The sequence below is a fragment of the Caulobacter sp. SRI_008 genome (genome assembly GCF_057586355.1).
Window position 1 is genome coordinate 50,742 of the sequence record NZ_JBYCZS010000026.1, and the last position, 20,817, is coordinate 71,558.

The 20,817-nt window shown below is 66.8% G+C and carries 17 protein-coding genes; 14 read left to right on the forward strand and 3 right to left on the reverse strand.

The window, feature by feature from the left end:
* Positions 1-103 precede the first annotated feature (103 nt).
* The 7 genes from AC2YHT_RS20700 to AC2YHT_RS20730 all read left to right on the forward strand — a co-directional run bounded on the left by AC2YHT_RS20700 (position 104) and on the right by AC2YHT_RS20730 (position 9,608).
* Entirely contained in the window at positions 104-667 is a 564-nt protein-coding gene (locus AC2YHT_RS20700; protein ID WP_487291775.1) for a helix-turn-helix domain-containing protein, read from the forward strand.
* Between the two features lie 64 nt (positions 668-731).
* The gene (locus AC2YHT_RS20705; protein WP_487291776.1) at positions 732-2,063 is read left to right on the forward strand and encodes an MFS transporter; all 1,332 of its coding nucleotides are present in this window, start codon (positions 732-734) and stop codon (positions 2,061-2,063) included.
* The gene (locus AC2YHT_RS20710; protein WP_487291777.1) at positions 2,060-4,315 is read left to right on the forward strand and encodes a TonB-dependent receptor; all 2,256 of its coding nucleotides are present in this window, start codon (positions 2,060-2,062) and stop codon (positions 4,313-4,315) included. The genes AC2YHT_RS20705 and AC2YHT_RS20710 overlap by 4 nt, the downstream gene beginning before the upstream one ends.
* A gap of 217 nt (positions 4,316-4,532) precedes the next feature.
* Positions 4,533-5,750, forward strand: coding sequence for an epoxide hydrolase family protein (locus AC2YHT_RS20715; protein WP_487291778.1), 1,218 nt, complete (start codon positions 4,533-4,535; stop codon positions 5,748-5,750).
* Positions 5,751-5,788: 38 nt separating this feature from the next.
* Complete coding sequence (locus AC2YHT_RS20720; RefSeq protein WP_487291779.1) at positions 5,789-6,826, forward strand: alpha/beta fold hydrolase; 1,038 nt, start codon at positions 5,789-5,791, stop codon at positions 6,824-6,826.
* 247 nt (positions 6,827-7,073) lie between these two features.
* Entirely contained in the window at positions 7,074-7,541 is a 468-nt protein-coding gene (locus tag AC2YHT_RS20725; RefSeq protein ID WP_487291780.1) for a hypothetical protein, read from the forward strand.
* Positions 7,542-8,057: 516 nt separating this feature from the next.
* Positions 8,058-9,608 (forward strand): CehA/McbA family metallohydrolase, encoded by a 1,551-nt coding sequence (locus AC2YHT_RS20730; protein ID WP_487291781.1) that lies wholly within the window; start codon positions 8,058-8,060, stop codon positions 9,606-9,608.
* Between the two features lie 32 nt (positions 9,609-9,640).
* On the opposite strand, the gene AC2YHT_RS20735 is transcribed toward AC2YHT_RS20730, so the two are convergent.
* Positions 9,641-11,305: a hypothetical protein gene (locus tag AC2YHT_RS20735; protein WP_487291782.1), complete on the reverse strand. Its 1,665-nt coding sequence runs from the start codon at positions 11,303-11,305 to the stop codon at positions 9,641-9,643.
* A gap of 181 nt (positions 11,306-11,486) precedes the next feature.
* Between AC2YHT_RS20735 and AC2YHT_RS20740 the strand changes: the two genes are divergently transcribed.
* Both AC2YHT_RS20740 and AC2YHT_RS20745 read left to right on the forward strand, forming a co-directional pair.
* Positions 11,487-12,149: a hydrolase gene (locus AC2YHT_RS20740; RefSeq protein WP_487291783.1), complete on the forward strand. Its 663-nt coding sequence runs from the start codon at positions 11,487-11,489 to the stop codon at positions 12,147-12,149.
* A 44-nt stretch (positions 12,150-12,193) separates the two neighbouring features.
* Positions 12,194-12,625, forward strand: a complete 432-nt coding sequence (locus AC2YHT_RS20745) for a DoxX family protein (protein ID WP_487291784.1) — start codon at positions 12,194-12,196, stop codon at positions 12,623-12,625.
* 63 nt (positions 12,626-12,688) lie between these two features.
* On the opposite strand, the gene AC2YHT_RS20750 is transcribed toward AC2YHT_RS20745, so the two are convergent.
* Positions 12,689-13,618, reverse strand: a complete 930-nt coding sequence (locus AC2YHT_RS20750) for a LysR substrate-binding domain-containing protein (protein WP_487291785.1) — start codon at positions 13,616-13,618, stop codon at positions 12,689-12,691.
* Between the two features lie 104 nt (positions 13,619-13,722).
* On the opposite strand from AC2YHT_RS20750, the gene AC2YHT_RS20755 reads away from it, so the two are divergent.
* The 5 genes from AC2YHT_RS20755 (at position 13,723) to AC2YHT_RS20775 (ending at position 20,137) form a co-directional block, all read left to right on the forward strand.
* A complete protein-coding gene (locus tag AC2YHT_RS20755; protein ID WP_487291786.1) occupies positions 13,723-14,475 on the forward strand; it encodes a 3-oxoacyl-ACP reductase family protein in 753 nt (250 codons plus the stop codon).
* Positions 14,476-14,511: 36 nt separating this feature from the next.
* Positions 14,512-15,111, forward strand: a complete 600-nt coding sequence (locus AC2YHT_RS20760) for an NADPH-dependent F420 reductase (protein WP_487291787.1) — start codon at positions 14,512-14,514, stop codon at positions 15,109-15,111.
* A gap of 45 nt (positions 15,112-15,156) precedes the next feature.
* Complete coding sequence (locus AC2YHT_RS20765) at positions 15,157-16,377, forward strand: MFS transporter (RefSeq protein ID WP_487291788.1); 1,221 nt, start codon at positions 15,157-15,159, stop codon at positions 16,375-16,377.
* 135 nt (positions 16,378-16,512) lie between these two features.
* The gene (locus tag AC2YHT_RS20770) at positions 16,513-17,061 is read left to right on the forward strand and encodes an ester cyclase (RefSeq protein ID WP_487291789.1); all 549 of its coding nucleotides are present in this window, start codon (positions 16,513-16,515) and stop codon (positions 17,059-17,061) included.
* A gap of 76 nt (positions 17,062-17,137) precedes the next feature.
* Positions 17,138-20,137, forward strand: coding sequence for a hypothetical protein (locus AC2YHT_RS20775; protein WP_487291790.1), 3,000 nt, complete (start codon positions 17,138-17,140; stop codon positions 20,135-20,137).
* 22 nt (positions 20,138-20,159) lie between these two features.
* Here the strand turns inward: AC2YHT_RS20775 and AC2YHT_RS20780 are convergent, their stop codons facing one another.
* Positions 20,160-20,723, reverse strand: a complete 564-nt coding sequence (locus tag AC2YHT_RS20780) for a helix-turn-helix domain-containing protein (protein ID WP_487291791.1) — start codon at positions 20,721-20,723, stop codon at positions 20,160-20,162.
* Positions 20,724-20,817 lie beyond the last annotated feature (94 nt).

The window sequence follows — 20,817 nt, forward strand, 5'->3', positions numbered from 1 at the left end:
CACCCGCAACAACTCTTTGCAGGTCTTGACTGGCTAGCGCCCGGTCCGGGCCTCACCGTGGCATTCGACCGACAAGCGCCGGTCGAACGGCAAGGAGGGGACAATGATGTCCGTGGCTTTGGAGCTTGAGCCGAGGGCGCGGCGCGAAGAGGCGCCGCCGTCCAGTCTCAACGTCGTGCTGGAGCTGTTGGTCGATGCGACCCGGCGCCTGGGCGAGGAACACAAGCCTGCTCGCGACCACATCAGCCAGGCGCGAGATCTGTTGCGCGGCGCGCTGCTCGCGCCGCCAGCCTCGGGTGGCTTGGCCCCCTGGCAGGTCAAGCGCGTGGCCGATTTCGTCGACGCCCATCTTCACGAGAAGATCCGGACGATCGATCTGGCGCGGGTCGCTCGGCTGAGCGATCGCTACTTCTCCGAGGCCTTCAAGGTCAATTTCGGGGAACGGCCGCAGGCCTATGTCACTCGCCGCCGGCTTGAACGTGCCCAGGCCATGATGGTCGAAAGCGGCGATCCGCTCTGCCAGATCGCCCTGGCCTGCGGCATGGCCGACCAGTCTCACCTGTCACGGCTCTTCCGTATTCATCTGGGCCGCTCGCCCAACCACTGGCGACGAGAACAGGTCTGGCTTCGGACAGTCGCCGACGAACCGCCCGCTCGCCCCGCTTAGCGTCTTGACCCCTGGAGCTTCAGCAAGAGGTATGGCCCCGTTGGACGCCGGTTTGCGAGTCAGTATGTCGATCGCCAAGACCTATCTCAAAGCCGAGGACGAGACGCCCTCGGCGCCGCTGTCCCGACTGCATGTAGCGATCATCGCGGTCTGCGCCCTGGGGTTTGGTTTCGATCTGTGGGAAGTGGCCCTGACCAGCGTGCTGTCGGCGGTCTTCGGCGCCCATGCGGACCCGGCGACAGCCCGCCAACTGCCGTGGCTTCTGTCCTCGATCTATATTGGCGCCCTGGTCGGCGCTCCGGTGTTCGGCAAGGCCGGGGACCGGCTTGGACGGCGCACGGTGCTGATCGGGCTGATGGCGCTTTTGGGCCTGTCCTCGCTCGCTGCGGCGATGACGCCAAGTCTGGTGGGCGTGACCATTCTGCGCGTGATCGGCGGCATGGCCATGGGCGCCTATCCTCCGGTGATGTTCGCCTATCTCACCGATATCCTGCCCGCCGCGCGGCGCGGACCGGTGCTTATCCTGGTGAGCGCGATCGGGGCCCTGGGGGCGCCGCTGGCCATCTTTCTGGTTCGGGACCTGACGCCGCTGGCGCCGCTCGGCCTGGAGGGGTGGCGCTGGGCCTTCGTGATCGGCGGCGGCGGCGCGGCCGTCCTGGCGCTGGCGTTCGCGGCCTTGCCCGAGTCGCCGCGTTGGCTGCTGGCGTGTGGTCGCGATGGCGCGGCCGACACGATCATGAGCCGCTTCCTGGCCTCGCCGCGGCTCGTGAGGTTCAGGGCCGCGGATCAGACGCGCCCGCCGCCAGACCCGCCCCCGTCCGACACGCCCTCGCGTTTGGTCTGGGCGGTGATCTTCGGGCTCTATTTCCTAAGCGGCTGGGCGTTGATCAGCTTCCCCATCATCAGCGCCCCGATCCTTTTGGAGAAGGGCTTCAAGCTGTCTGACACCTTGCTCTATGTCGGGGTGGCCGCGTTCGGGCCGCCCATCGGCTCGTTGGCGGCCACGCCCTTCATCGACAAGATCGACCGCCGTCTGGGTCTGGGCCTCTGCGCGGGCCTGATCGCGGTCGCGATCATCGCCTTCGCGTGGGGGACCAGTCCCCTGGTGCTCATGGCGTCGGGTTTCGCCTTCAATCTGGTGGCCCTGATGTATGTGCCGATGCTCTACATCCTGGCCGGCGAGGTCTTCCCGACCCGCATGCGCAGCTTCGCTGTCGCTATCTCATGGGCGTTCAACCGCCTGGGCGCGGCTCTGGCGCCTCTGGCCCTGCTGCCCCTGCTCAAGGCGCAAGGCCCCTTCGCGATCGCCGGGATCATGATCGCCGCCCTGGCGCTCAGTGTCCTGGTCATCGTGACCGTCGCGCCGCGCGGCGCTCGGGGGCAAGCGGTTCAATGAAAGCCAGAAACCTGATGCTGCTGGCCGGCGCCTTGGCCGCGCCGCAGCTGGCGACAAGCGCGCGGGCCCAGGAACAAGGCGATCGCGTCAACGAGATCATCATCACCGCCAGCCGGCGCGAGGCCTTGCTGCGCGATACGCCCGCCGCTGTTTCGGCCCTGACGGGCGATGCGCTTGAAGACCGAGGCGTGGTCGATATCGCCAGCCTCAATGGTCTGGCGCCGGGCCTGACCGTTCTCAATGGCGGCGCCTCCAACCTTCGCTTGGCTATTCGCGGGATCCAGGGGATCGGCGAGGGCACGGTCGGGCTCTATTACGACGAGGTGGCGGTTTCCGGATCGGTCGGCGCGAGCAATGACGCGGGCGGATCCGCCCCAGGCCTGGCGCTCTTCGACGTTGAGCGGATCGAGGTGCTCCGCGGCCCGCAAGGCACGCTCTACGGCTCCAATGCGATGGCCGGCGCGGTGAAGGTCCTGTTCGCCAAGCCCAGCTTCTCAACCGAGGCGGCCGGTCAGATCGATGTCTATCATCGCGCCGGCGGCGAGCTGGGTGAACGCGCGTCGGCCCTGCTCAACCTCCCCTTGGTCGACGAGCGTCTGGCCCTGCGTCTGGTCGGGTTTCAAGACAGCGGCGGCGGCTATATCGACAGCTCCGCGCGCCAAGCGAAGAACCTCAATGACGCGCGCCGGTGGGGCGGGCGGGTGCTCCTGCGCTGGACGCCGCGGCAAGACCTGACCATCGATGCGGCCGTCCACTACCAGGACAATCGCGGCGACCTTCCGTCCTGGGTTCTGGAGGCGGGCGACTATCAGGACGACGCCCAGGCTCGCCGGACCAATCTCGACAAGCAGGAAATCTACAGCCTTACGGGTCGCTGGGATCTCGGCGCGGTCGTGGTGACGGGGCTGGCCTCGCACAGCCACCGCCGGATCGATCAGTTCAACACCGACGCCAGCGCCTTCTTCGCGACCTATCTGAATAACGCGGCCATGTGCGCGCGCTTGCGCGGCGGCGGCGCGCCCTGCTCACCCGAGACGATGGCGACGTTCAATAGCTACGTCGCCAGCTTCATCCCCAACGTCATCCAGCCGCGCCAGGCCACTGACAACGACAGCTTCGAGCTGCGCGCCAGCTCCAAGGCGGCCGCCCCTCTGGCCTGGACCGTCGGCGTCTTCCACGCCGAGCGCGACGGTGAAGTCACCAACGTCCAGATGGATGTCGATCCGGCCAACGGCCAGGTCATCGAAGGCCGCGCGCCGCGCTTCATCCGGCAGATCTCCGAGCAGTTGCGCCAGACCGCCGTCTTCGCCGATCTTGGCTGGCAGGCAAGCGAACGCCTGCGCCTGGAAGCTGGCGCGCGCCGGTTTCGCTATGAGCGCCAGAGCGCGGGCCAGACGCCGCTGGGCCTGGACCTGATCAACGCGCCGGCCACGCCCTACGCACGCTACGACGCCAGTGAGACGGGGTGGGTGTCGCGGTTCAACGCCAGCTATCGGATCGCGCCGGGCGCCCTGGTGTTTGGCCAGGCCAGCAAGGGGTATCGCCCGGGCGGCGTGAACCAGGTTCTGGGCTTGCCCGACGCACTGGTGGCCTATCGGTCGGATCACGTCTGGACCTACGAGGCGGGCGCTCGGCTCGAGGGTCTGGCCGGCCGCGCCGACCTCCAGGCCTCGGCCTTCCGAAGCGATTGGAGCGATCTGCAGGCGCTCGGCTCGCGTCCCGACGGCCTCTTCCGCTTCACCGCCAACGCGGGCGCCGCCGAGATCTCGGGTGTTGAACTGGAAGCTCGGATCCGTCCCGCGCCGGGCCTTAGCCTGACGGGCGCGCTGACCGCCCTGGACGCGGCGCTCTCCGAAGATCAGATCAACGCCGCCGTGGTCGCCGCCGGCCGCAAGAACGATCGCATCCCCTACATTCCCAAGACCATCGCGACCGCCTCGGCGCGCTACGAGCGCCCGATCGCCGGCCTCACCGGATCGATCCAGTTGGACCTGAGCTATTCAGGCGCGTCCTACTCGGAGTTTCGGCCCACCAACGCCTTCTACCGACGGCTTCCCAGTTCCGTCCTGACCAACCTGCGTGTCGGCGTCGAGAGCCAGGATGGTCGGTGGTCGATGCTGGCCTATATCGACAACCTGTTCGACGAGGTCGCGCTGTCGACCGCCGCCGCCAACGCCGTCACCCTTGGCCGAACCCAGGTGACGAGCGCGCCCCCGCGCACGCTGGGCCTGGTTGTCCGGCGCCGGCTCTAGCCCGCAGAAACCGTCATTACCGCGCTCTCGTCCCAGTTCGCGTGGGCGTCTTCAACACATTCGATTGGGCGGCTGGCACGAAGGAGGGACACCGCCGCTCGCGCCAAATCCTGGCGGACGGCGGCCAGTCCGAGATCTTCGCCGGGAGCCCGCCATGACGTCCGCATCCTCCACAGACCGTCTTCGCGACGAGCCCCTTGTCTCTCGCCGGAGTCTGGTGGCTTCGGGACTGGCCCTGGTCGCGCTGGCGGGTCTGGCGCCAGCGACTCAAAGCCTGGCTGCCGCGCCCGCCGGTGAGGCGGTCGTCCCCTTCAAGGTCGCGCTGGCGCAAGCCGATCTGGACGATCTCAAGCGCCGACTGGCCGCGATCCGCTGGCCGGACCCGGAAATCGTCCCCGATCGCAGCCAAGGTATTCGCACCGAACCGATGAAGGCGCTGATGGCGCACTGGCGCGACAAGTATGACCTGCGCCGGATCGAGCGGGAGCTGAACGCCTATCCGCAGTTCAAGACCAGGATCGACGGCCTCGACATCTGGTTCCTGCACATCCGCTCCAAGCACCCGCAGGCCAAGCCGATGATCATGACCCATGGCTGGCCTGGATCGGTGCTGGAGTTCATGAAGGTCATCGGTCCGCTGACGGACCCGACCGCGCACGGCGGCACGGCCGATCAGGCCTTTCACCTGGTGATCCCCGCGCTTCCGGGCTTTGGCTTCTCGGGCAAGCCCAGCAAGCCCGGCTGGACCCACCAGACGACGGCCCACGCCTGGTCGACGCTGATGCGTCGGCTGGGGTACGAGCGCTTCGTAGCCCAGGGCGGCGACTGGGGCGCGATCGTCACCACCCTGATGGCGCGCGACCATGTCCCGGGGCTGGACGCCATTCACCTGAACTTCCCGATCGTTCTGCCGGCCAAGCTGCCGACCGCCCCGACGCCGCAGGAAGCCGCCGCCATCGCCGCGCTCAAGCTCTACAGCGACACCCGGTCGGGCTACTTCCACGAGATGGCCAACAAGCCCCAGACGACGGGCTTTCTGCTCTCGGACTCGCCGCTGGGCCAAGCCGCCTGGATGTACGACCACTATGTCGACGCCACCGAAAGCGGCGGGGTGCCCGAGACGGTCCTGACGCGCGACGAGATCCTCGACGAGATCATGCTCTACTGGATCACCAACACCGGGGCGTCCTCGGCCAGGACCTACTGGGAAAACCGCAACTTCACCTTCACGGCGATCCCGCTCGATATCCCGGTCGGCATCAGCGTCTTCCCCGGCGAGGTCTATCTGCCTCCTCGCAGTTGGGGCGAGGCCGCCTACAGCAAGCTGATCTGGTGGAACTACCCGCCCAAGGGCGGCCACTTCGCCGCCCTCGAGCAGCCGGCCCTGTTCGTCGACGAGCTGCGCAACTGCTTCGCCAAACTGCCCGCGGCCTAGCGCCGCTGCATCCGCCTCCCCAACCGAAGAGACCCCTCATGACCCATACGTCCTCGACGCGCCGCGCCGGCGCGAGCCTTCGTCGCGCCCTGATGGCCGGCGCCCTGGCCTTGTTGTTCGCTGCGCCTCTGGCCGTCTCGACGACCGTCTTCGCCGCCCCTGCCGACCGCGTCATTCCCGCGGTGTCCGACGCCGACCTCGCCAAGCGGCTGGGCGACTTCAAGAGCGCCTATGCCGACGTCAACGGCACGCGCATCCACTACGTGATCGGCGGCAAGGGCCCGCCGCTGGTGCTGATGCCCGGCTGGCTGCAGACCTGGTGGGAGTTCAACAAGGTCATGCCCGAGCTCTCCAAGCACTACACCGTCATCGCCGTCGACATTCGCGGCATGGGCGGCTCGGCCAAGCCGGCTGGCGGCTACGACAAGAAGACCATGGCCGGCGACATCTACGGGCTCATCCGTTCGCTGGGCTACGAGAAGGCCAACATCGCCGGTCACGACATCGGCGCGATGGTCGCCTACGCCTACGCGGCCAACTATCCGCAAGGCACGATCAAGCTGGCCCTGATCGACACGCCCCACCCGGCCGAGGGCTGGAAAGGCCTGCCGATGATCCCGCCCAAGGGCTCGTTCGGCGCCAAGGTCGACGACGCCCATCCGGTCTGGCCGTGGTGGTTCGCGCTCAACCAGGTGCCGGAGCTTCCCGAAGAGTTGCTGCTGGGCCGCTATCATCTGATCCAGGACTGGTCGTTCAACTACATGCTGCGCGACAACGCCTCGATCCCCAAGGCCGACCGCGAGATTTACTTCGCGGCCTACAACAACGCCGACGCCATCCGCGGCGGCAACGGCTGGTATCGCAGCTTCGCCCAGGACATCGACGACGAGGCCACCTACGGCCCGCTGAAGATGCCGGTCCTGGCCCTGGGCGGGATCGGCTATCCCTGGCTCCAGGCGGCGCTGCCGCCCAAGGCGCCCGACCTGAAACTGGTCAAGGTCGACAACAGCGGCCACTTCGTTCCCGAAGAGCAGCCCCAGGTCCTGATCCAGGAATTCGTCGCCTTCTTCCGCTGACGCGGGTCGTCGGGCGGTGATCGGGTTCGACCAGGTCGACCGGATCACCGCCGCTTTTCATGCGAGGAGCCGTAGCCTGCGCCGTACCTTGAGCCTCATCGCCCTGGCCGCCTATGGCGTGGGCCTTTTTGCGGGGCTGGTCTTCTTCCAACCCCGTTCAACCCCGCCCGCAGCGCGCTCGCTTGCGATCGTAACGGTTGAGGAAGCTGGGATCCGCTAGAAGGCCCGTCTTGGCCAAGGAGACCCCATGGACGCCCTCTGCTTTCACGAAGCCGGCCACGCCGTCGTTCTCAAGCATCTGCTGGGGCGCGTCCCCAAGAGCATCCAGCTTCCCCAAGACGGCGAAGACGCTCAGGTCAAGGTGTCGCTAGGCAATCCGACTTCGGCGCGCGAAGCCGAACGGTTCGCGGCCTATTTCGCCGCCGGCCGCATCGCCGTGGCTGAAGCCAAGGCCCGCAGCCTCTTGGACGACGCCGTCAATCCCGATGACGGCTATTTGGGACCGCGGGGACGCGGGTCTGACAGCGACCTGATCGCATTGCTCGCCGAAAAACACGGGGCCTCCGAAGCCCAAGCCCACGGCTTGGCGCGCAGGGCCGTGAAGACTTACTGGGACGCGATCCACGAGATCGCCACTACACTCGGCGAGAAGGGTGAGATCGATAGTGCGCAAGCGGCAACGCTGCTGGCCGGTGTGCCGATCGCGCCACGCTAGGACAGCCCGATCCCTTGGCCTGGGTGATCCGCGCGATGCCAACGCGCCGACGCCAGAACGGCCAAGGCTAGGGCGTCTTGGCTGCCACGAAAAACCCCAGCAAACCGGGTGCGCGCCAGGCGCGGTCGATCACAAGGACCGTCTTGGACATCTGTCCGTTCCAGCCGCAGGTGAAGGGAGGCGTGCCGACGGCGAGGCGGGGGGACAGGCGCCGCCGCCGGCACGATGTGGCCCGTCACATAAAAGGTGACGGCGCCCGGCGTTCGAGGGAGACAACGCCGATCCTTGCGAAGGGCCGCGCCTACCGGGGGAGGGTTGGGCGGCGTCCGATCGCCCAATCAAAATGCCAAACATCGCGGCGCGGCGAACTTGCCTTGCCGTATCGCTTTCATCGCGCTCGGGTTTGGCCGAAGCCATACTAGGGTATGGGCCGCTCATTTCGCACAACGTTGGTTTGCGACTTGCAATAGCTCGCCTCTCGCGAGACGCTTGCCGATGAGGCTGGGGGGCTGATCCATGGACAAGACAACGACCCTGTTCATCGCGAGCGTTCTGGCCCTCGGCGCGGGGCCGGTTCTCGCCGACGAGATCTACTTCGGCAATCTTCACGCCCATACCAGCTACAGCGACGGCAGCGGCGCGCCGCGCGAGGCCTTCTCCATGGCCAAGAACGCCGGCCTCGATTTCTTTGCGCTCACTGAACACAATCACAAAGACGCCGAGATGGGGGCCACGCCCGATCGCCGCGACAACAAGCTCATCGCCACCCAGCCGGCGCTCTATCAGGGCGCGGACGCCTCATCGCTGAAGTCGGCGGCCGCCAAGGCCAGCAAGGATGGCCAGTTCGTCGCGCTCTACGGCCAGGAGTTTTCGACCATCAGTTCGGGCAACCACGTCAACGTCTTCGACGCCGCCAGCGTCATCGACGCCAAGAGCGGCGATTTCGCCGATCTTCTTGATTGGCTGACGCGCCACCCCGACAGCGCCGGGGGCGTCCCGGTGGTCCAGTTCAACCATCCGCGCGGCGGCCAGCGGTTCGAGTCCGACTATGGCCGGGCAAAGCTTGGCCCGGACGAAAAATGGGTCGCCACGCTCGGGCCGGCCGTTTCCCTGATCGAGGTGCTGAACGCGCCGGCCATGGAGGAAGGCGGCCTTCACCGCGCCGAGAGCAAGGAGCGGCAGTATTTCGCCTATCTCAATGTGGGCTTTCGGCTCGGTCCCAGCGTCGGTCACGACAACCACTACAAGACTTGGGGCACGATCAGCGACGCCCGCGTCGGCGTCTACGCCGCCAGCCTGACCAAGCCGGCGATCCTGTCAGCCCTGCGCGCAAGACGGACCTTCGCCTCGGAGGACAAGAACCTGAAGGTGATCTTCCGCTCGGGCGGATGGGTCATGGGCGACATCACGCCCGCGCCGGCGATCGACACCGAATACGATCTTTCTGTCGACCTGCGCGACCCGGACGAACCCAACGCGGCCTACCGGATCGACGTCTTCCAGGACATGCCCGGCGGTGATCCGGCGTTTCGGCCCGTGCAGTCCTACAGGGTGGAGGGCAATGGGCTTTGGACGTTAGACGGCGTCTATGCGCGGCAAGCGGGCGAGTACGTCCTGGTCCGGGTGACGCAATCGTCCGGTCCCGACGCCGAGCACGAGGACGAGGACCGGGCTTGGAGCGCGCCGATCTGGTTCGACGGCGCGGCAGCGCCCTTGACGCCGCCCTCGATCGCGACCCCGGCCTTGCGGCTGGTGTCGCTGCTGCCCGATCCCGAAGGGCCGGACCTGCAGAACGAGCAGATCACCGTGGCCAACACGACAGACGCGCCGTTGAGCCTGGCCGGCTGGCAGCTGCGCGATCTCAGCGGCGCCTACTGGACCTTCGACATCAGCATCGTCCTGGCTGCCCGCGCCGAGCAGACCCTCACCCGGGCAGGCCAGCCTTTGTCGCTCAACAACGGCGGCGACACCGTCGAATTGCTCGACGCCAAGGGCATGGTGGTCCAGACCTTCACCTACCCGAAGGTCGAGATGGGCAAGGTGGTGACGACGGCCGAGCCATCCTGAGATTTCGGGCCGGGCTCCGTGCCAGTCCTGTCCTAAGGCGGCGACAGATCGAAGGCGTCGGGAGAGACCCCGTAGGTGTGCTCGAAGAGCCCTTTGGCCCAGGTGGCCATGTTTTCGGCCGAGATCTGCTGCGAGAGCCAGCCAAAGTCGTAGGCGAACGGCGCGTCCCTGAAGATCCACTGCCAGGTCAGGTCGTAGAGCACGATGTTGGCGTAGAAGTAGCTCAAAGTGTCGGTGAGCGCCTTAGGCTCCACGCCAGGCCTGTTGCGCGGATAGATCCCGTCGTCTTCGGCCTTGTCGGTGTAGAGCGACAGGTGGCGCAGAAAGAGAGTTTGACTGCGCGGGCTCACACGCTTTCCGGCCATCCAGGCGCCGGGCCAGCAGAAGAATTCCGGGTGGGTGAGCTTGTCTTGGCTGAACGCCACGAAGTGCGAGAACAGAACCCGGATCACGATGTTCGACAGGTCGAACTGGAAGGTGGCTTGCTGGCGCATGAGATCGATGACGCCGGGTGCTTGCCGCGCCCAAGCGTCGATCTCATGCAACGCCGCCAGGGGATGGTCGTAGCCGCAGGCTTGGGTCAATTGTTCGGCGACGGCCTCGTACTCCTGCGCCGAATAGTCGACGATGGCGCCCAGCAGATGGGGGTTGTCTCGCGCCGCCATCGATAGCCGCCAGAAGCGAATGCCCGGATCGGTGTCGGTGATGAAGTCGGCGAAGCTCTCGATGTCGAAGGGAAAGCCTCGGGTCGGATTGATCGCCAGATCGATGATGAGAAGGAAGAGCCCGATCACTGGATCGTCGATCATCCGCGGCTCCGTCGCCCCCGTGATCTTCAGGAAGGCGTCGAAGGCTTCGCCATAGAAGGTGTCGAAGTAGCCGGCCTCCCGCAGCTGCGCCACGCTAGGCGGATTGCTGACGCCGAAGGTCAGGTACTGGAGTTGGATCATGCGCGCCTGGCCCTCGTAGAGCGCCTGCAGGCCCAAGGGCGCCAGCGACACCGGGCCCTGATAGACGAAGCCGGGAAGGCCGGCTTCGCGCACCTGGCGAAAGCCCTCATCCCAGGCTGGCCCGTTGGGCAGGTGATCCATGCTTCGGTCGACCGTAGCGGTCAGCACCGACAGCGCCTGACCATAGGCCATCCAGAAGCTGTGACCAACGCTCTCGAAATAGCGCTCCTTTTGCAGCGAGAGCACGATCTTGGGGTCGAAGACGAGGCGTTTGTAGAACTCGACATCGATGGCGTTGTTGACGGCGGTGTTGGCCGCCTTGAGCACCGGGTCGTCCTGGCTCGCGCCGGTACGCAAACGCGCTTCGGCCCAGCGCTTGAGAGACTTCTTGCCGCCGAGGCCCTCGACGACCTGATCCAGCGGCCCGCCGTTGATATGGGTCTGAGCCGGTCGCGCCAGACTGAAGATCAGGCCGGAGGTGGAGCCCATGTGCTGCCACCAATGGACGGTCTCATGCAGGTAGGTCGAATAGGCCTGCAGCATCTCCTCTGTGACCTCGCCCTCGGCGTAGAGGCCGCTCGATGCGGCGTCCACCAAGGCGTGGATGCGCGGGTTCAGGCGAAGGACGAACTGGTTGGTGCTGTAGAGGCCCCGCTCGTTCAGGCAGGCGGCGAAATCAGTCGGTGCCTCGCCGCCGATTGGATCGACCTCAAGAAGGTCCGGTTGCAGCGCGAGCAGATCGATCATGGACAGGCCCCAGGTCGGGTTGACAGCGAGCCCTATCGCGTCCTGCTCGCCCGATCATCCTTCTTACCGCCTCGCCTCTCGAGCGAACGACGCCGGGATCGACAAACCAGCGTGCGGATCGTCGATAAACGGATGAGAACGATCCGGACACTGACCTCATCTCCAAGGATGAGGTTGCCCCATGCCCAACACCGGTCTCGACGCTCTGCTGTCGCCTGAAGACAGCGTCCTGCTGCTGATCGACCATCAACCGTTCCAGTTCGCCAATCTGCACAGCCATGAGCCGACGATCATCGTCAACAACGTCGTGGGACTGGCCAAGACGGCCAAGGCCTTCGGTGTGCCCACCATTCTGAGCACCGTCATCGAGGCGCGCGGCGGCGCCCTGATCAAGGGCCTCCAGGACGTCTTCCCCGACCAGAAGCCGATCGATCGCACCTTGATCAACACCTGGCAGGACGCGCGGGTGGTGGAGGCGGTCAAGGCGACTGGCCGCAAGAAGCTGGTCGTCGCCGCGCTGTGGACCGAAATCTGCCTGGCCATGCCGGTGATCCAGGCCCTGGGCGAGGGCTACGAAGTCTATTTCGTCACCGATGCTTCGGGCGGGGTGACGCTCGAAGCGCACGAGATGGCGGTGCGAAGGATGGCCAGCGCCGGCGGTCAACCGATCACCTGGATGGCGGTGATGGGCGAATGGCAACGGGACTGGGCGCGCGAAGGCACCGTGCCGGCCGTCGCCGAGATCCTCGCCGAGCACGGCGGCGGCAGCGGCATCGCGTTCGCCTGGGAACTGCAGCTGCTGGCGACGAGCCCGCCGGACGCCAGCGCGCCGGTCGCCGCCTGATCCGACCGACACCAGCCCTCATCCTCGATCCGACGAAGGACATTATGGAAAAGCTCACCTCCACTTCGGCCGCGGCCGGTCGCCTGCTGATCGCCGTGATCTTCATCGCCAGCGGCCTGACGAAGCTGTCGGCCCCCGCCGCGACCATCGGCTATATCGCCGCGGTAGGCCTGCCAGCGCCTCAGGTCGGCTATGCAGGCGCGGTCCTAGTCGAACTCGGGATCGGCTTTCTGTTCCTGATCGGCTTCAAGACCCGGATCATGGCCATGGTTCTGGCGGGGTTCTGCGTGGCGACGGCGATCGTCTTTCATCGCGCCGTCGGCGACCCGAACCAGGCTATCCATTTCCTCAAGAACCTGGCCATGGCCGGCGGGCTCCTGCAGATCGCCGCGTTCGGCGGCGGGGCGCTCAGCGTCGACGCCCTGCGCCAGCGCCCCTCGCCGCTGTTTGGCGGCCGTCCCCTCGCCCAGCCTTAAGACAAGCCTCACGGCCAAGAACCATCGCCTGGTCGCCCCGCGCGGCCGGGCGATTTTTGCGTTCTAGCCCAGGCTTCCCGCGAAGCGTTCGGCATAGCGCTCCTTGCGAAACACTTCGACGACATGGTCGATGAAGGCGCGCGTCTTGGCCGGCAGCAGGGCCCGGTTGGAGTAGTAGAGCGAGATGGGACCCGCGTCGGCGTACCACTGGGGGACGAGGCGCACCAACGCGCCGCTCTCCAGGTAGGGCAGCACATCGGGTACGGCCAGCAGACTGACCCCCAGCCCCAGGAGCGCGGCCCGGCGCATGGCCGAGGGATCGTTGAGCACGATGGTGTCGCGCAACGGCGCGGCCACTTCTCGGCCATGGGCGTCTCGCATCATGTGTTCGCGCACCCGCCCGGTTCGAGCCGAACGCATGACGATCCCGTCAAGGGCGATGAGACCCGAAGGATCGACCAGAGGCGCTTTGTCCTTGATGTAGTCCGGCGCGGCCACGGCGATGATATGGGCTGGCGCCAGGGTGCGCGACACAAGGCCCGCGCCCAACTCGAACCCGCCGCCGACGGCCGCGTCGAACCCTTCGGCGATCAGGTCGACGGGCCGGTTTTCAAGCTGCCAATCGATGCGCACGGCCGGATAGCGCGCCATGAAGGCGGGCAACATCGGCAGCATGTAGCGCTCGCCGAAGGTTGGGCTGAGGCTGACCTTCAAGATCCCGGCCGGCGCGTCGCGATCGGCGCTCATCACCGCGATCGCCGCCTGCAGGGCATCCAGATTGTTGCCGATCTCGCCCAGGAACCGCTCGCCAGCCTCGGTGAGGGTCAGCTTGCGGGTGCTCCGTTGAAACAGGCGCACCCCCAAATTCTTCTCCAGCGTGGCGACGTTGCGACTGACCGCCGCCGGCGTCAGGCCCAGCCGGCGCGCCGCGGAGGAAAAGCCCCCCAGTTCGGCGCTACGCACGAACGACTCCAGGTTCGCCAGGCTTTCCATGCCGCTACTTTCAAGTTTGACTTGAGACTGATGCAAGCCACTCACGACTAATACGAGGGGATTGGGATCGCAATATGGGCTTCATCAAACCACGGAGCTTTTCCATGACCACCCAAGCCCAAACCCTTTCCGGCAAGACGGCCCTCGTCACCGGAGGCTCGCGCTCGATCGGCGCGGCCATCGCCAAGCGCCTGGCCGCCGATGGCGCCCAGGTCGTCCTGACCTACAGCGCCTCGCCGGCCAAGGCCGACGAAGTCGTCGCCGCCATCACCGCCGCCGGCGGCAAGGCGATCGCCGTGCAAGCCGACGCCGGCGACCCGGACGCCGTCCGCGCGGCCGTCACCAAGACCGTCGAGACCTTCGGCGGCCTGGACATCCTGGTGAACAACGCCGGCGTCGCGGTGAACGCGCCGATCGAAGACTATGCCTTCGCCGACTACGAGCGGATGATCGCGGTCAATGTCACGGGCGTGTTCGTGGCCACCCAGGAAGCGGTGCGCCACATGAAGAACGGCGGCCGCATCATCCACATCGGCAGCTCGATGACCCGCTACGCGGCCTTCCCGACCGCCTCGGTCTACACCCTGACCAAGGGCGCGGTGGCCGGCTTCAATCGCAGCCTGGTGCGTGACCTGGGCCCCAAGGGCATCACGGTCAACACCGTCCACCCCGGCCCGACCGACACCGACATGAACCCCGCCGACGGTCCGGTCTCGGCCATCGTCGGCCCGGGCATCGCGGTCGGCCGCTACGGCCAGTCGGGTGAGATCGCTGGTCTGGTGGCTTACCTCGCCAGCCCCGAAGCGGCCTTCGTCACCGGCGCGGACATCCTCGCCGACGGCGGCTTCACCGCCTAACCGCCCCGCGCTCTCTCAAGCTGAAGGATTACGATCATGACTATCGGCATCATCGGCGCGGGCGCGATCGGTTCGGCCTTCGCGCGGGCTCTGGCCCGCGCGGGGATCGAGGCGACGATCGCCAACAGCCGCGGCCCTGAAAGCCTGGCCAGCCTGGTTCAGGAGCTGGGCCCCACGATCAAGGCCGGCACGCGTGAAGAGGCCGCCAGCGCCGACATCGTCCTGGTGGCGGTCAACTGGTCCAAGCTGCCCAAGGCCCTTGAAGGCCTGGGCGACTGGAAGGGCCGCATCGTCATCGACGCCAACAATCCGATCGAGGCGCCGCTGTTTCGACCGGTGGATCTGGGCGGCCGGCCGTCAAGCGAGGTCTTCGCCGACCTCGTCCCCGGCGCTCGGGTGGTCAAGGCGTTCAACCACCTGCAGCCCCGCCTGATCGAAGGCGATCCGCGCAGCGAAGGCGGCCGTCGCATCCTGTTCGTCTCCGGCGACGACGCCCGGGCCAAGGCTCAGGTCAACGCCCTGATCGAACGCCTGGGCTTCTACCCGCTCGATCTCGGCTCCACCGAAGTCGGCGGTCGTCTGGCCCAGTTCCCGGGCGGTCCGCTGCCTACCCACAACCTCGTCAAGTTCGGCTGAGCCGACGCCCCCGCCGATCGGCGGGGGCGCTCATCGGAGTCCCCCATGGGTCCCTCAACGTCCGAGGCCGCCGCCGACCACCAGGGTCCGGCCGCCTCCTGGCTGGCCGTCGCCACGATCGGCGTCGGCGCCTTCGCCCTGGTCACCACCGAGTTCCTACCCGTTGGTCTGCTGCCCAAGATCGCCCAAAGCCTCGGCGTGACCGAAGGCGTCGCGGGTCTGTCGGTGATGACGCCCGGCTTCGTCGCCGCCGTCGCCGCTCCGGCGACCATCGGCCTTGCCGCCGGCTTCGACCGCCGCAAGGTCCTGCTGTTCCTGCTGGGCCTCTTGGCGCTGTCGAACCTGGTGGTCGCCCTGGCGCCCAACTTCACGACCCTGCTGATCGGCCGTGTGCTACTGGGCCTGGCGGTCGGCGGCTTCTGGACCATCGGCGGATCGCTTGGTCCGCGACTGCGACCGGGCGCGGAAGGCCCCAAGGCCTCGGCCCTGATCCTGTCGGGCGTATCTGTGGGCACCGTGGCTGGTGTTCCGGCCGCAGCGCTGCTGGGCGAGGCCTTCGGGTGGCGCTCGGCCTTCGTGGTCGCCGCCGTCATGGCCGGCGTCGTGGCCTTGGCGCTGTCGATCGTTCTGCCCAGCATCAAGCCGCAATCGAGCCAAGGCCTGCGCGGCCTGCCCGACGTCATGCGCCTGCCCAAGGTGCGGCTGGGCTCGGCGGCGGCCGTGCTGATCTTCATCGGACAGTTCGCCGGGTACACCTACATCACCCCCTTCCTCAATCAGGTCAGCGGCGTGACGGCCGGCGCGCTCAGCGCGGTGCTCCTGGGCTATGGCGTGACGGGATTCCTGGGCAACATCGTCGGCGGCTGGATCGCCAGCCGCGACGTGCGGGTCTCGGTCATCGCCATGGCGATCCTGACCGCTGGCTCGGTGGCGCTCCTGGCCCTGACCGGCGCCAATCCGATCGCTGCGGTGATCGCCGTGCTCGCCTGGGGTCTGGCGTTCGGCATGCTGCCGATCACCATGCAGACCTGGATGTTCAACGCCGCGCCTGATCGCCTCGAGAACGTCGGGGCGCTCTTCGTCTCGGTGGCGCAGCTTTCGATCGGCGCGGGCGCGCTGGTCGGCGGTCTGGTCGTCGATCGCGCTGGCGTCGTCAGCGCCATGTGGGTCGCCGCGGCTTCCGCCGTCGCCACCGGCCTGCTGATCGGTCTGGCCGGCGGACGCGCCTCGTCAAACGCCGAGGCCCAGGCCGTGGCCGCCGAGTAGCCGACGCCTGGGGCGGCGCGGGCTTCCTCGCTCGCGCCGCCCCTTCGACGCCGGATGATCCAATAACGCACGCGACCCTCCGGGCTAGGCCTTGGGTTCTCCGCGCCGCCCCCGGGCGATCCAAGGACACCCCCTATGACTAGCCGCCTCCCGTTCGATCCCGCCCGCCGAGCCCTCGTAGGATCCGCCGGCGGTCTGGCCGCCCTGATGGCCGCGCCGGGCGCTTCGGCCTCGCCCCAAACCGACACCGCCCAGGACGCCGAAGCGCGCGCCATCGTCGGACGACTGATCGCCGAGGTGCAGAGCGGCGGCGACTTCGCGTTGTTCGAGGAACTGTTTGATCCGGACTTCGTCGATCACACGCCGTTTCCGGGCTACTCGCCCGACAAGGCCGGCGCGCGGCGCATCTATCACACCTTCCGCGACGCCTTCCCCGACTTCCGGGCCGAGGTCCACCTACAGGTGGTCGCCGATGGCCGCGTCGCCTCGTTCAAGACCTATCGCGGCACGCACAAGGCCACCTTCATGGGCCTAGCCCCGACCGGACGACAGATCGCCTTTCCGATCATGGACATCGTCGAGGTCCGACAGCGCAGGATCACGGCGCACTGGGGCTTGCCCCACGGCCTGGTGCTGTTCCAGCAGTTGGGCGTGAAATCTTTCGACGAGATCAAACCGGCCTAAAGCCCCCGCAGTCGCAGCCTAACCCTGGTTGCCTCGCGGCCGCGAAGCAGACCAAGGTTTGTCCAGGGGGCGACTGATGGACACCATAGGGGGGATCGCGCTGGCGGACGACCAGCTGGCCCGGCGAGCGATCGCCGCCCTCCAAGGCTATTCCTACCAGCTCTATGCGACCGCGCTCGCCTGGGTCTCTCTCAAGACCAACGAGACGTTGCTCGTCGAGGTGGCGGAAGACTACGCGGTCGTGGCCAGGGGCGCGCTGGCGCTCGTGCAGGCCAAGAATGAGGAAGGCCGGACGGTCACCCTGCGCCATCCCGGCGTCGTGAAAATGTTGAACGGTTGGTGGTCCATGCGAACGGCCAACCCGGATCTGCGCGTCACCACCTGCTACCTCTCTACCGGACGCGCGGGCCGTGAGGTCGGCCTTTCGTTTCCCTCCCGCCTGAAGGGGCTCGACTATTGGCGCAGCGCCGCCGCTGGCGATGATCCAGAGCCTATCCGTCAGGCGCTACAGCAGCTGGACTTGGCCCCAGCCTTCGGCGCCTGGCTGCGGGAGGCCAGCGACGACGTACTCCGGCGAGATCTGCTGTGCAGTGTGACGTGGAGCCTCGGCGGCGATACCCTTGAGGAGCGTCGCCATCAGTTGGCTGGCCGCATTCGCCAACGACCAGGCCTTCATCTGATGCAGAATGAGGCCCAGCGCGTCGTGGACGCCATTGTCGTCCGCCTTCTGGAGGTTGCGTCTCGCCACGAGGCCAGCCCCCTCTCGTCGGCCAACCTTGATGAGCTCATTGAGGCCACTGCCAGCATCACCCTAAGCACTGACCAGTTTCGGCGTGTCGCCAGCGGCGCCCTGGAGTCTTTCAGCCCGCCGCTGTTCCTCCCCGGCCAAGACGATGCGAGCGGCCGCCTCTTCTACTTCGCGGCGCAAGATCGCGTGCCGCTGATCGGCCGGGCCAAAGAGATGTCGGCGCTGAGCGCTTGGACGCGCGCCGATGACCGGTTCAGCTGGACCCTGTTGACCGGTCCTGGCGGCGGCGGAAAGAGCCGGCTTGGTCTTGAACTGTGCCTTCAGGCCCAGATGGACGGATGGTCGGCCGGGTTCCTACCGATGGCCTCAAGCTTTTCCAAGCCCGACAACTTCACGCGCTTCAACCCGGCCCAACCGACCCTGATGGTGATCGACTATGCGGGCGAAAATCCAGACGCGGTCGGCCAAATCGTGCGGACGCTCTGCGAGCGGGCGGCGGCCAGAGACTTGAATACGACCATCCGTCTGCTGCTGTTGGATCGGAACGGTCACGAAGGGCCTTGGTGGCCGCGCTTCTGCGACGGCCACGAACGGTTCATGCAGCAGTATCGGGGCACGCTTGGCTCCAACTACCTCAAGCTCCCCCCGCTTGCCGGGCAAGACGTGGTGGCGATTGTTCGCCATCTGGCCGGCGAAAACTCTGATCGCGCCGAAACAATCTCCAAGGCCGTCGAGGGGTTGGATCCTCTCAAGCGTCCCCTGTTCGCGGCGTTGGCCGGCGACGCCCTAAGAGCGGGACGCGACCTGCGAAGCCTGGATCGAAACGGTCTCTTGCACGACATCCTGGCGCGCGAGCGCCGCCATTGGCGAACACTGGCGCGGTCAGACGAGGAGCAGCGCCAGCACGTGGCCGCCTGCGTTCTGGCGACCATGACCGGTTCGCTGGATCTGCCCCAAGACGGGCTCGACCTGGCCAGTCCGCTCATGCCGTTCCACGAGGGCGCCTACAACGATCAGCTCATCGCCGCCATCACCGGGCGAAGCGATGCCTTCAGGATCACACCGCTTGAACCAGACATCGTGGGTGAGTGGCTGGCTTTGGAAATGCTGCGCCCGCGCACGCCCTTCGACTCAGCCCCCGCCGAACTTCTCAGGCTCGCGGCCGATCGCAATCAACGCTTCCAAAAGTCAGCGGACCATTTTGCGGCCTTCTGCGCGCGAGCGATCGAGGATTTTCCCAACGAGGTCATGGAGACCTCACTGACGACCCCGCCGCCCCCGACAGCGCCGGAGCATGTTCAAAGGGCCTTCATCACGATCCTCCAACGCGGCTTTCCGCACATCCTCGCCTCGCATCCCGCGCAATCTCGGGCGCTCTTCGACGCGCTCGCGCCGATCTTGGAACACCACCCGTCATCCGAGGTTGCTGGCGATCTTGCTCAAGCGCGGACCATCTACGTCGCGTACTTGCCGGCGGCCGCGCTTTCGCAAGCGGTCGGGATCTTCGATGAACGGTGCGAGGCTTGGCGGCAAAGGACGGGCGACTGGGTCGAAGGCCGACAGCTGGCCTACATGGGCGAGGTGATCATCGACCGCCATCTCGCCATCGACGATCCCAAAGCCGCGCAAGCGATCTTCGATCGACTGCTGACGATGCTGCAACTCTTCCGTGGCGGCGAGGAGTTCGAGGAGGTCGCCGCGGCTGTCGCGTCCGCGGGGCTCTACCTTCGGGACTGGCTCGAAAGCGAGGGCGATCAGGGCGACGTCGATCGCTTGGATCAGTTGCTCTGGGCGTCTCCGCGCGACGAGATGGGTATTGATCTGGCGGCGGCGTGCGGCGAGGCCATGTTGGAACGCTCGACCGTGATCGATGAGCACAGCGGCTATCTGGAACTGAAAAAACGGGTGCGCGAACGCCCCGAAGTCGCCGGCAACATCTTCTTCGCCGCCTGTCTGGGCGTGGGCAGTCTCAAGCCAGTGCCCAGCGAGTCCCATCTGGCGTTCTTCGAGCGGATCAAGGACGTCGTCGACTGGGTCGAAACCCATCGCGCGGCGCCCGACATGGGCGAGGCCGTCGATTACCTCTTTGAAGACGGGATCATCTCCGACGACGCCCCCGACGCCTTCGTGCTCGGCCCGGTTCCCGCAACAGCCCTGTTCAACGCCTGGCGCGAAAGTCTGCGTGACGGCTGGATGGGCCATAACGCGACCTTGGCGCTCCAGACGGAGCTGGAAGAGGTGCTTGCCGCCAACGACTACGAAGACTGGGCTGACGCGATGCGAACCCGGATGGCCGACTTGCTGGCCCAATCCAAGACCCGCCACTGATCATAGGCCCTCGCTGATCAGACTAGGCCGCCAGCAGATGCTGACGGCGCCAGGCCTTCGGCGATGCGCCCGTGGCGCGTCGGAAAAGGCGGCAAAGATGCGACTGGTCGGCAAAGCCGCATTGATAGGCGATCTGGCTCAGGGGCTCATGGCCGACCAGCATCATGGTCTTGGCCGCTTCGAGGCGACGGTGGTTGATGTAGGCGTGCGGCGTGTCGCCAAAGCTGATCTTGAACGCCTTGCCAAAGTGGCTGGGGCTCAAGGAGACCAGTGCGCTCAGCTCGGTATTGCTCAGCGGCGTGTCGAGGTTGGCCTCGATGTGCTTGCGCAGCTTGCGGACCTGCCAGGGCGAAAGTCCGCCGCTAGTGAAGCGCTCGGCGTTGGGCGCCGTAGCGGTCGAAACGATCGCCGACGCCTTGGCCACCAAGGCCCGCGCCATCGCCGCTTGGGGGTCGAGCGTCCTGTCGAGCGCTTCGAGCACCTCCTGGAGGTCGGCAAAGCTGCGGCGCTCGCCGTCCAGGATCTGCATGGCCACAAGCCCCGAAGCGGGGGCGGCGCGGGCGGTGTCGATGGCGAGGAAGGACATGAGGGTGATCCCTTACTGACGCGCCCTGGCGGGCTCCGAAGCTGGGATCACTGTTCCTCAGGCCCACCGCGCGCCGCCATTGCACCCGTGCGTG

What these genes read in the sequence shown, in the direction of transcription:
- AC2YHT_RS20700 (WP_487291775.1), top strand. Translation starts at nt 104, where the DNA reads ATGATGTCCGTGGCTTTGGAGCTTGAGCCGAGGGCGCGGCGCGAAGAG.
- AC2YHT_RS20705 (WP_487291776.1), top strand. Translation starts at nt 732, where the DNA reads ATGTCGATCGCCAAGACCTATCTCAAAGCCGAGGACGAGACGCCCTCG.
- AC2YHT_RS20710 (WP_487291777.1), top strand. Translation starts at nt 2,060, where the DNA reads ATGAAAGCCAGAAACCTGATGCTGCTGGCCGGCGCCTTGGCCGCGCCG.
- AC2YHT_RS20720 (WP_487291779.1), top strand. Translation starts at nt 5,789, where the DNA reads ATGACCCATACGTCCTCGACGCGCCGCGCCGGCGCGAGCCTTCGTCGC.
- AC2YHT_RS20725 (WP_487291780.1), top strand. Translation starts at nt 7,074, where the DNA reads ATGGACGCCCTCTGCTTTCACGAAGCCGGCCACGCCGTCGTTCTCAAG.
- AC2YHT_RS20730 (WP_487291781.1), top strand. Translation starts at nt 8,058, where the DNA reads ATGGACAAGACAACGACCCTGTTCATCGCGAGCGTTCTGGCCCTCGGC.
- AC2YHT_RS20735 (WP_487291782.1), bottom strand. Translation starts at nt 11,305, where the DNA reads ATGATCGATCTGCTCGCGCTGCAACCGGACCTTCTTGAGGTCGATCCA.
- AC2YHT_RS20740 (WP_487291783.1), top strand. Translation starts at nt 11,487, where the DNA reads ATGCCCAACACCGGTCTCGACGCTCTGCTGTCGCCTGAAGACAGCGTC.
- AC2YHT_RS20745 (WP_487291784.1), top strand. Translation starts at nt 12,194, where the DNA reads ATGGAAAAGCTCACCTCCACTTCGGCCGCGGCCGGTCGCCTGCTGATC.
- AC2YHT_RS20750 (WP_487291785.1), bottom strand. Translation starts at nt 13,618, where the DNA reads ATGGAAAGCCTGGCGAACCTGGAGTCGTTCGTGCGTAGCGCCGAACTG.
- AC2YHT_RS20755 (WP_487291786.1), top strand. Translation starts at nt 13,723, where the DNA reads ATGACCACCCAAGCCCAAACCCTTTCCGGCAAGACGGCCCTCGTCACC.
- AC2YHT_RS20760 (WP_487291787.1), top strand. Translation starts at nt 14,512, where the DNA reads ATGACTATCGGCATCATCGGCGCGGGCGCGATCGGTTCGGCCTTCGCG.
- AC2YHT_RS20765 (WP_487291788.1), top strand. Translation starts at nt 15,157, where the DNA reads ATGGGTCCCTCAACGTCCGAGGCCGCCGCCGACCACCAGGGTCCGGCC.
- AC2YHT_RS20770 (WP_487291789.1), top strand. Translation starts at nt 16,513, where the DNA reads ATGACTAGCCGCCTCCCGTTCGATCCCGCCCGCCGAGCCCTCGTAGGA.
- AC2YHT_RS20775 (WP_487291790.1), top strand. Translation starts at nt 17,138, where the DNA reads ATGGACACCATAGGGGGGATCGCGCTGGCGGACGACCAGCTGGCCCGG.
- AC2YHT_RS20780 (WP_487291791.1), bottom strand. Translation starts at nt 20,723, where the DNA reads ATGTCCTTCCTCGCCATCGACACCGCCCGCGCCGCCCCCGCTTCGGGG.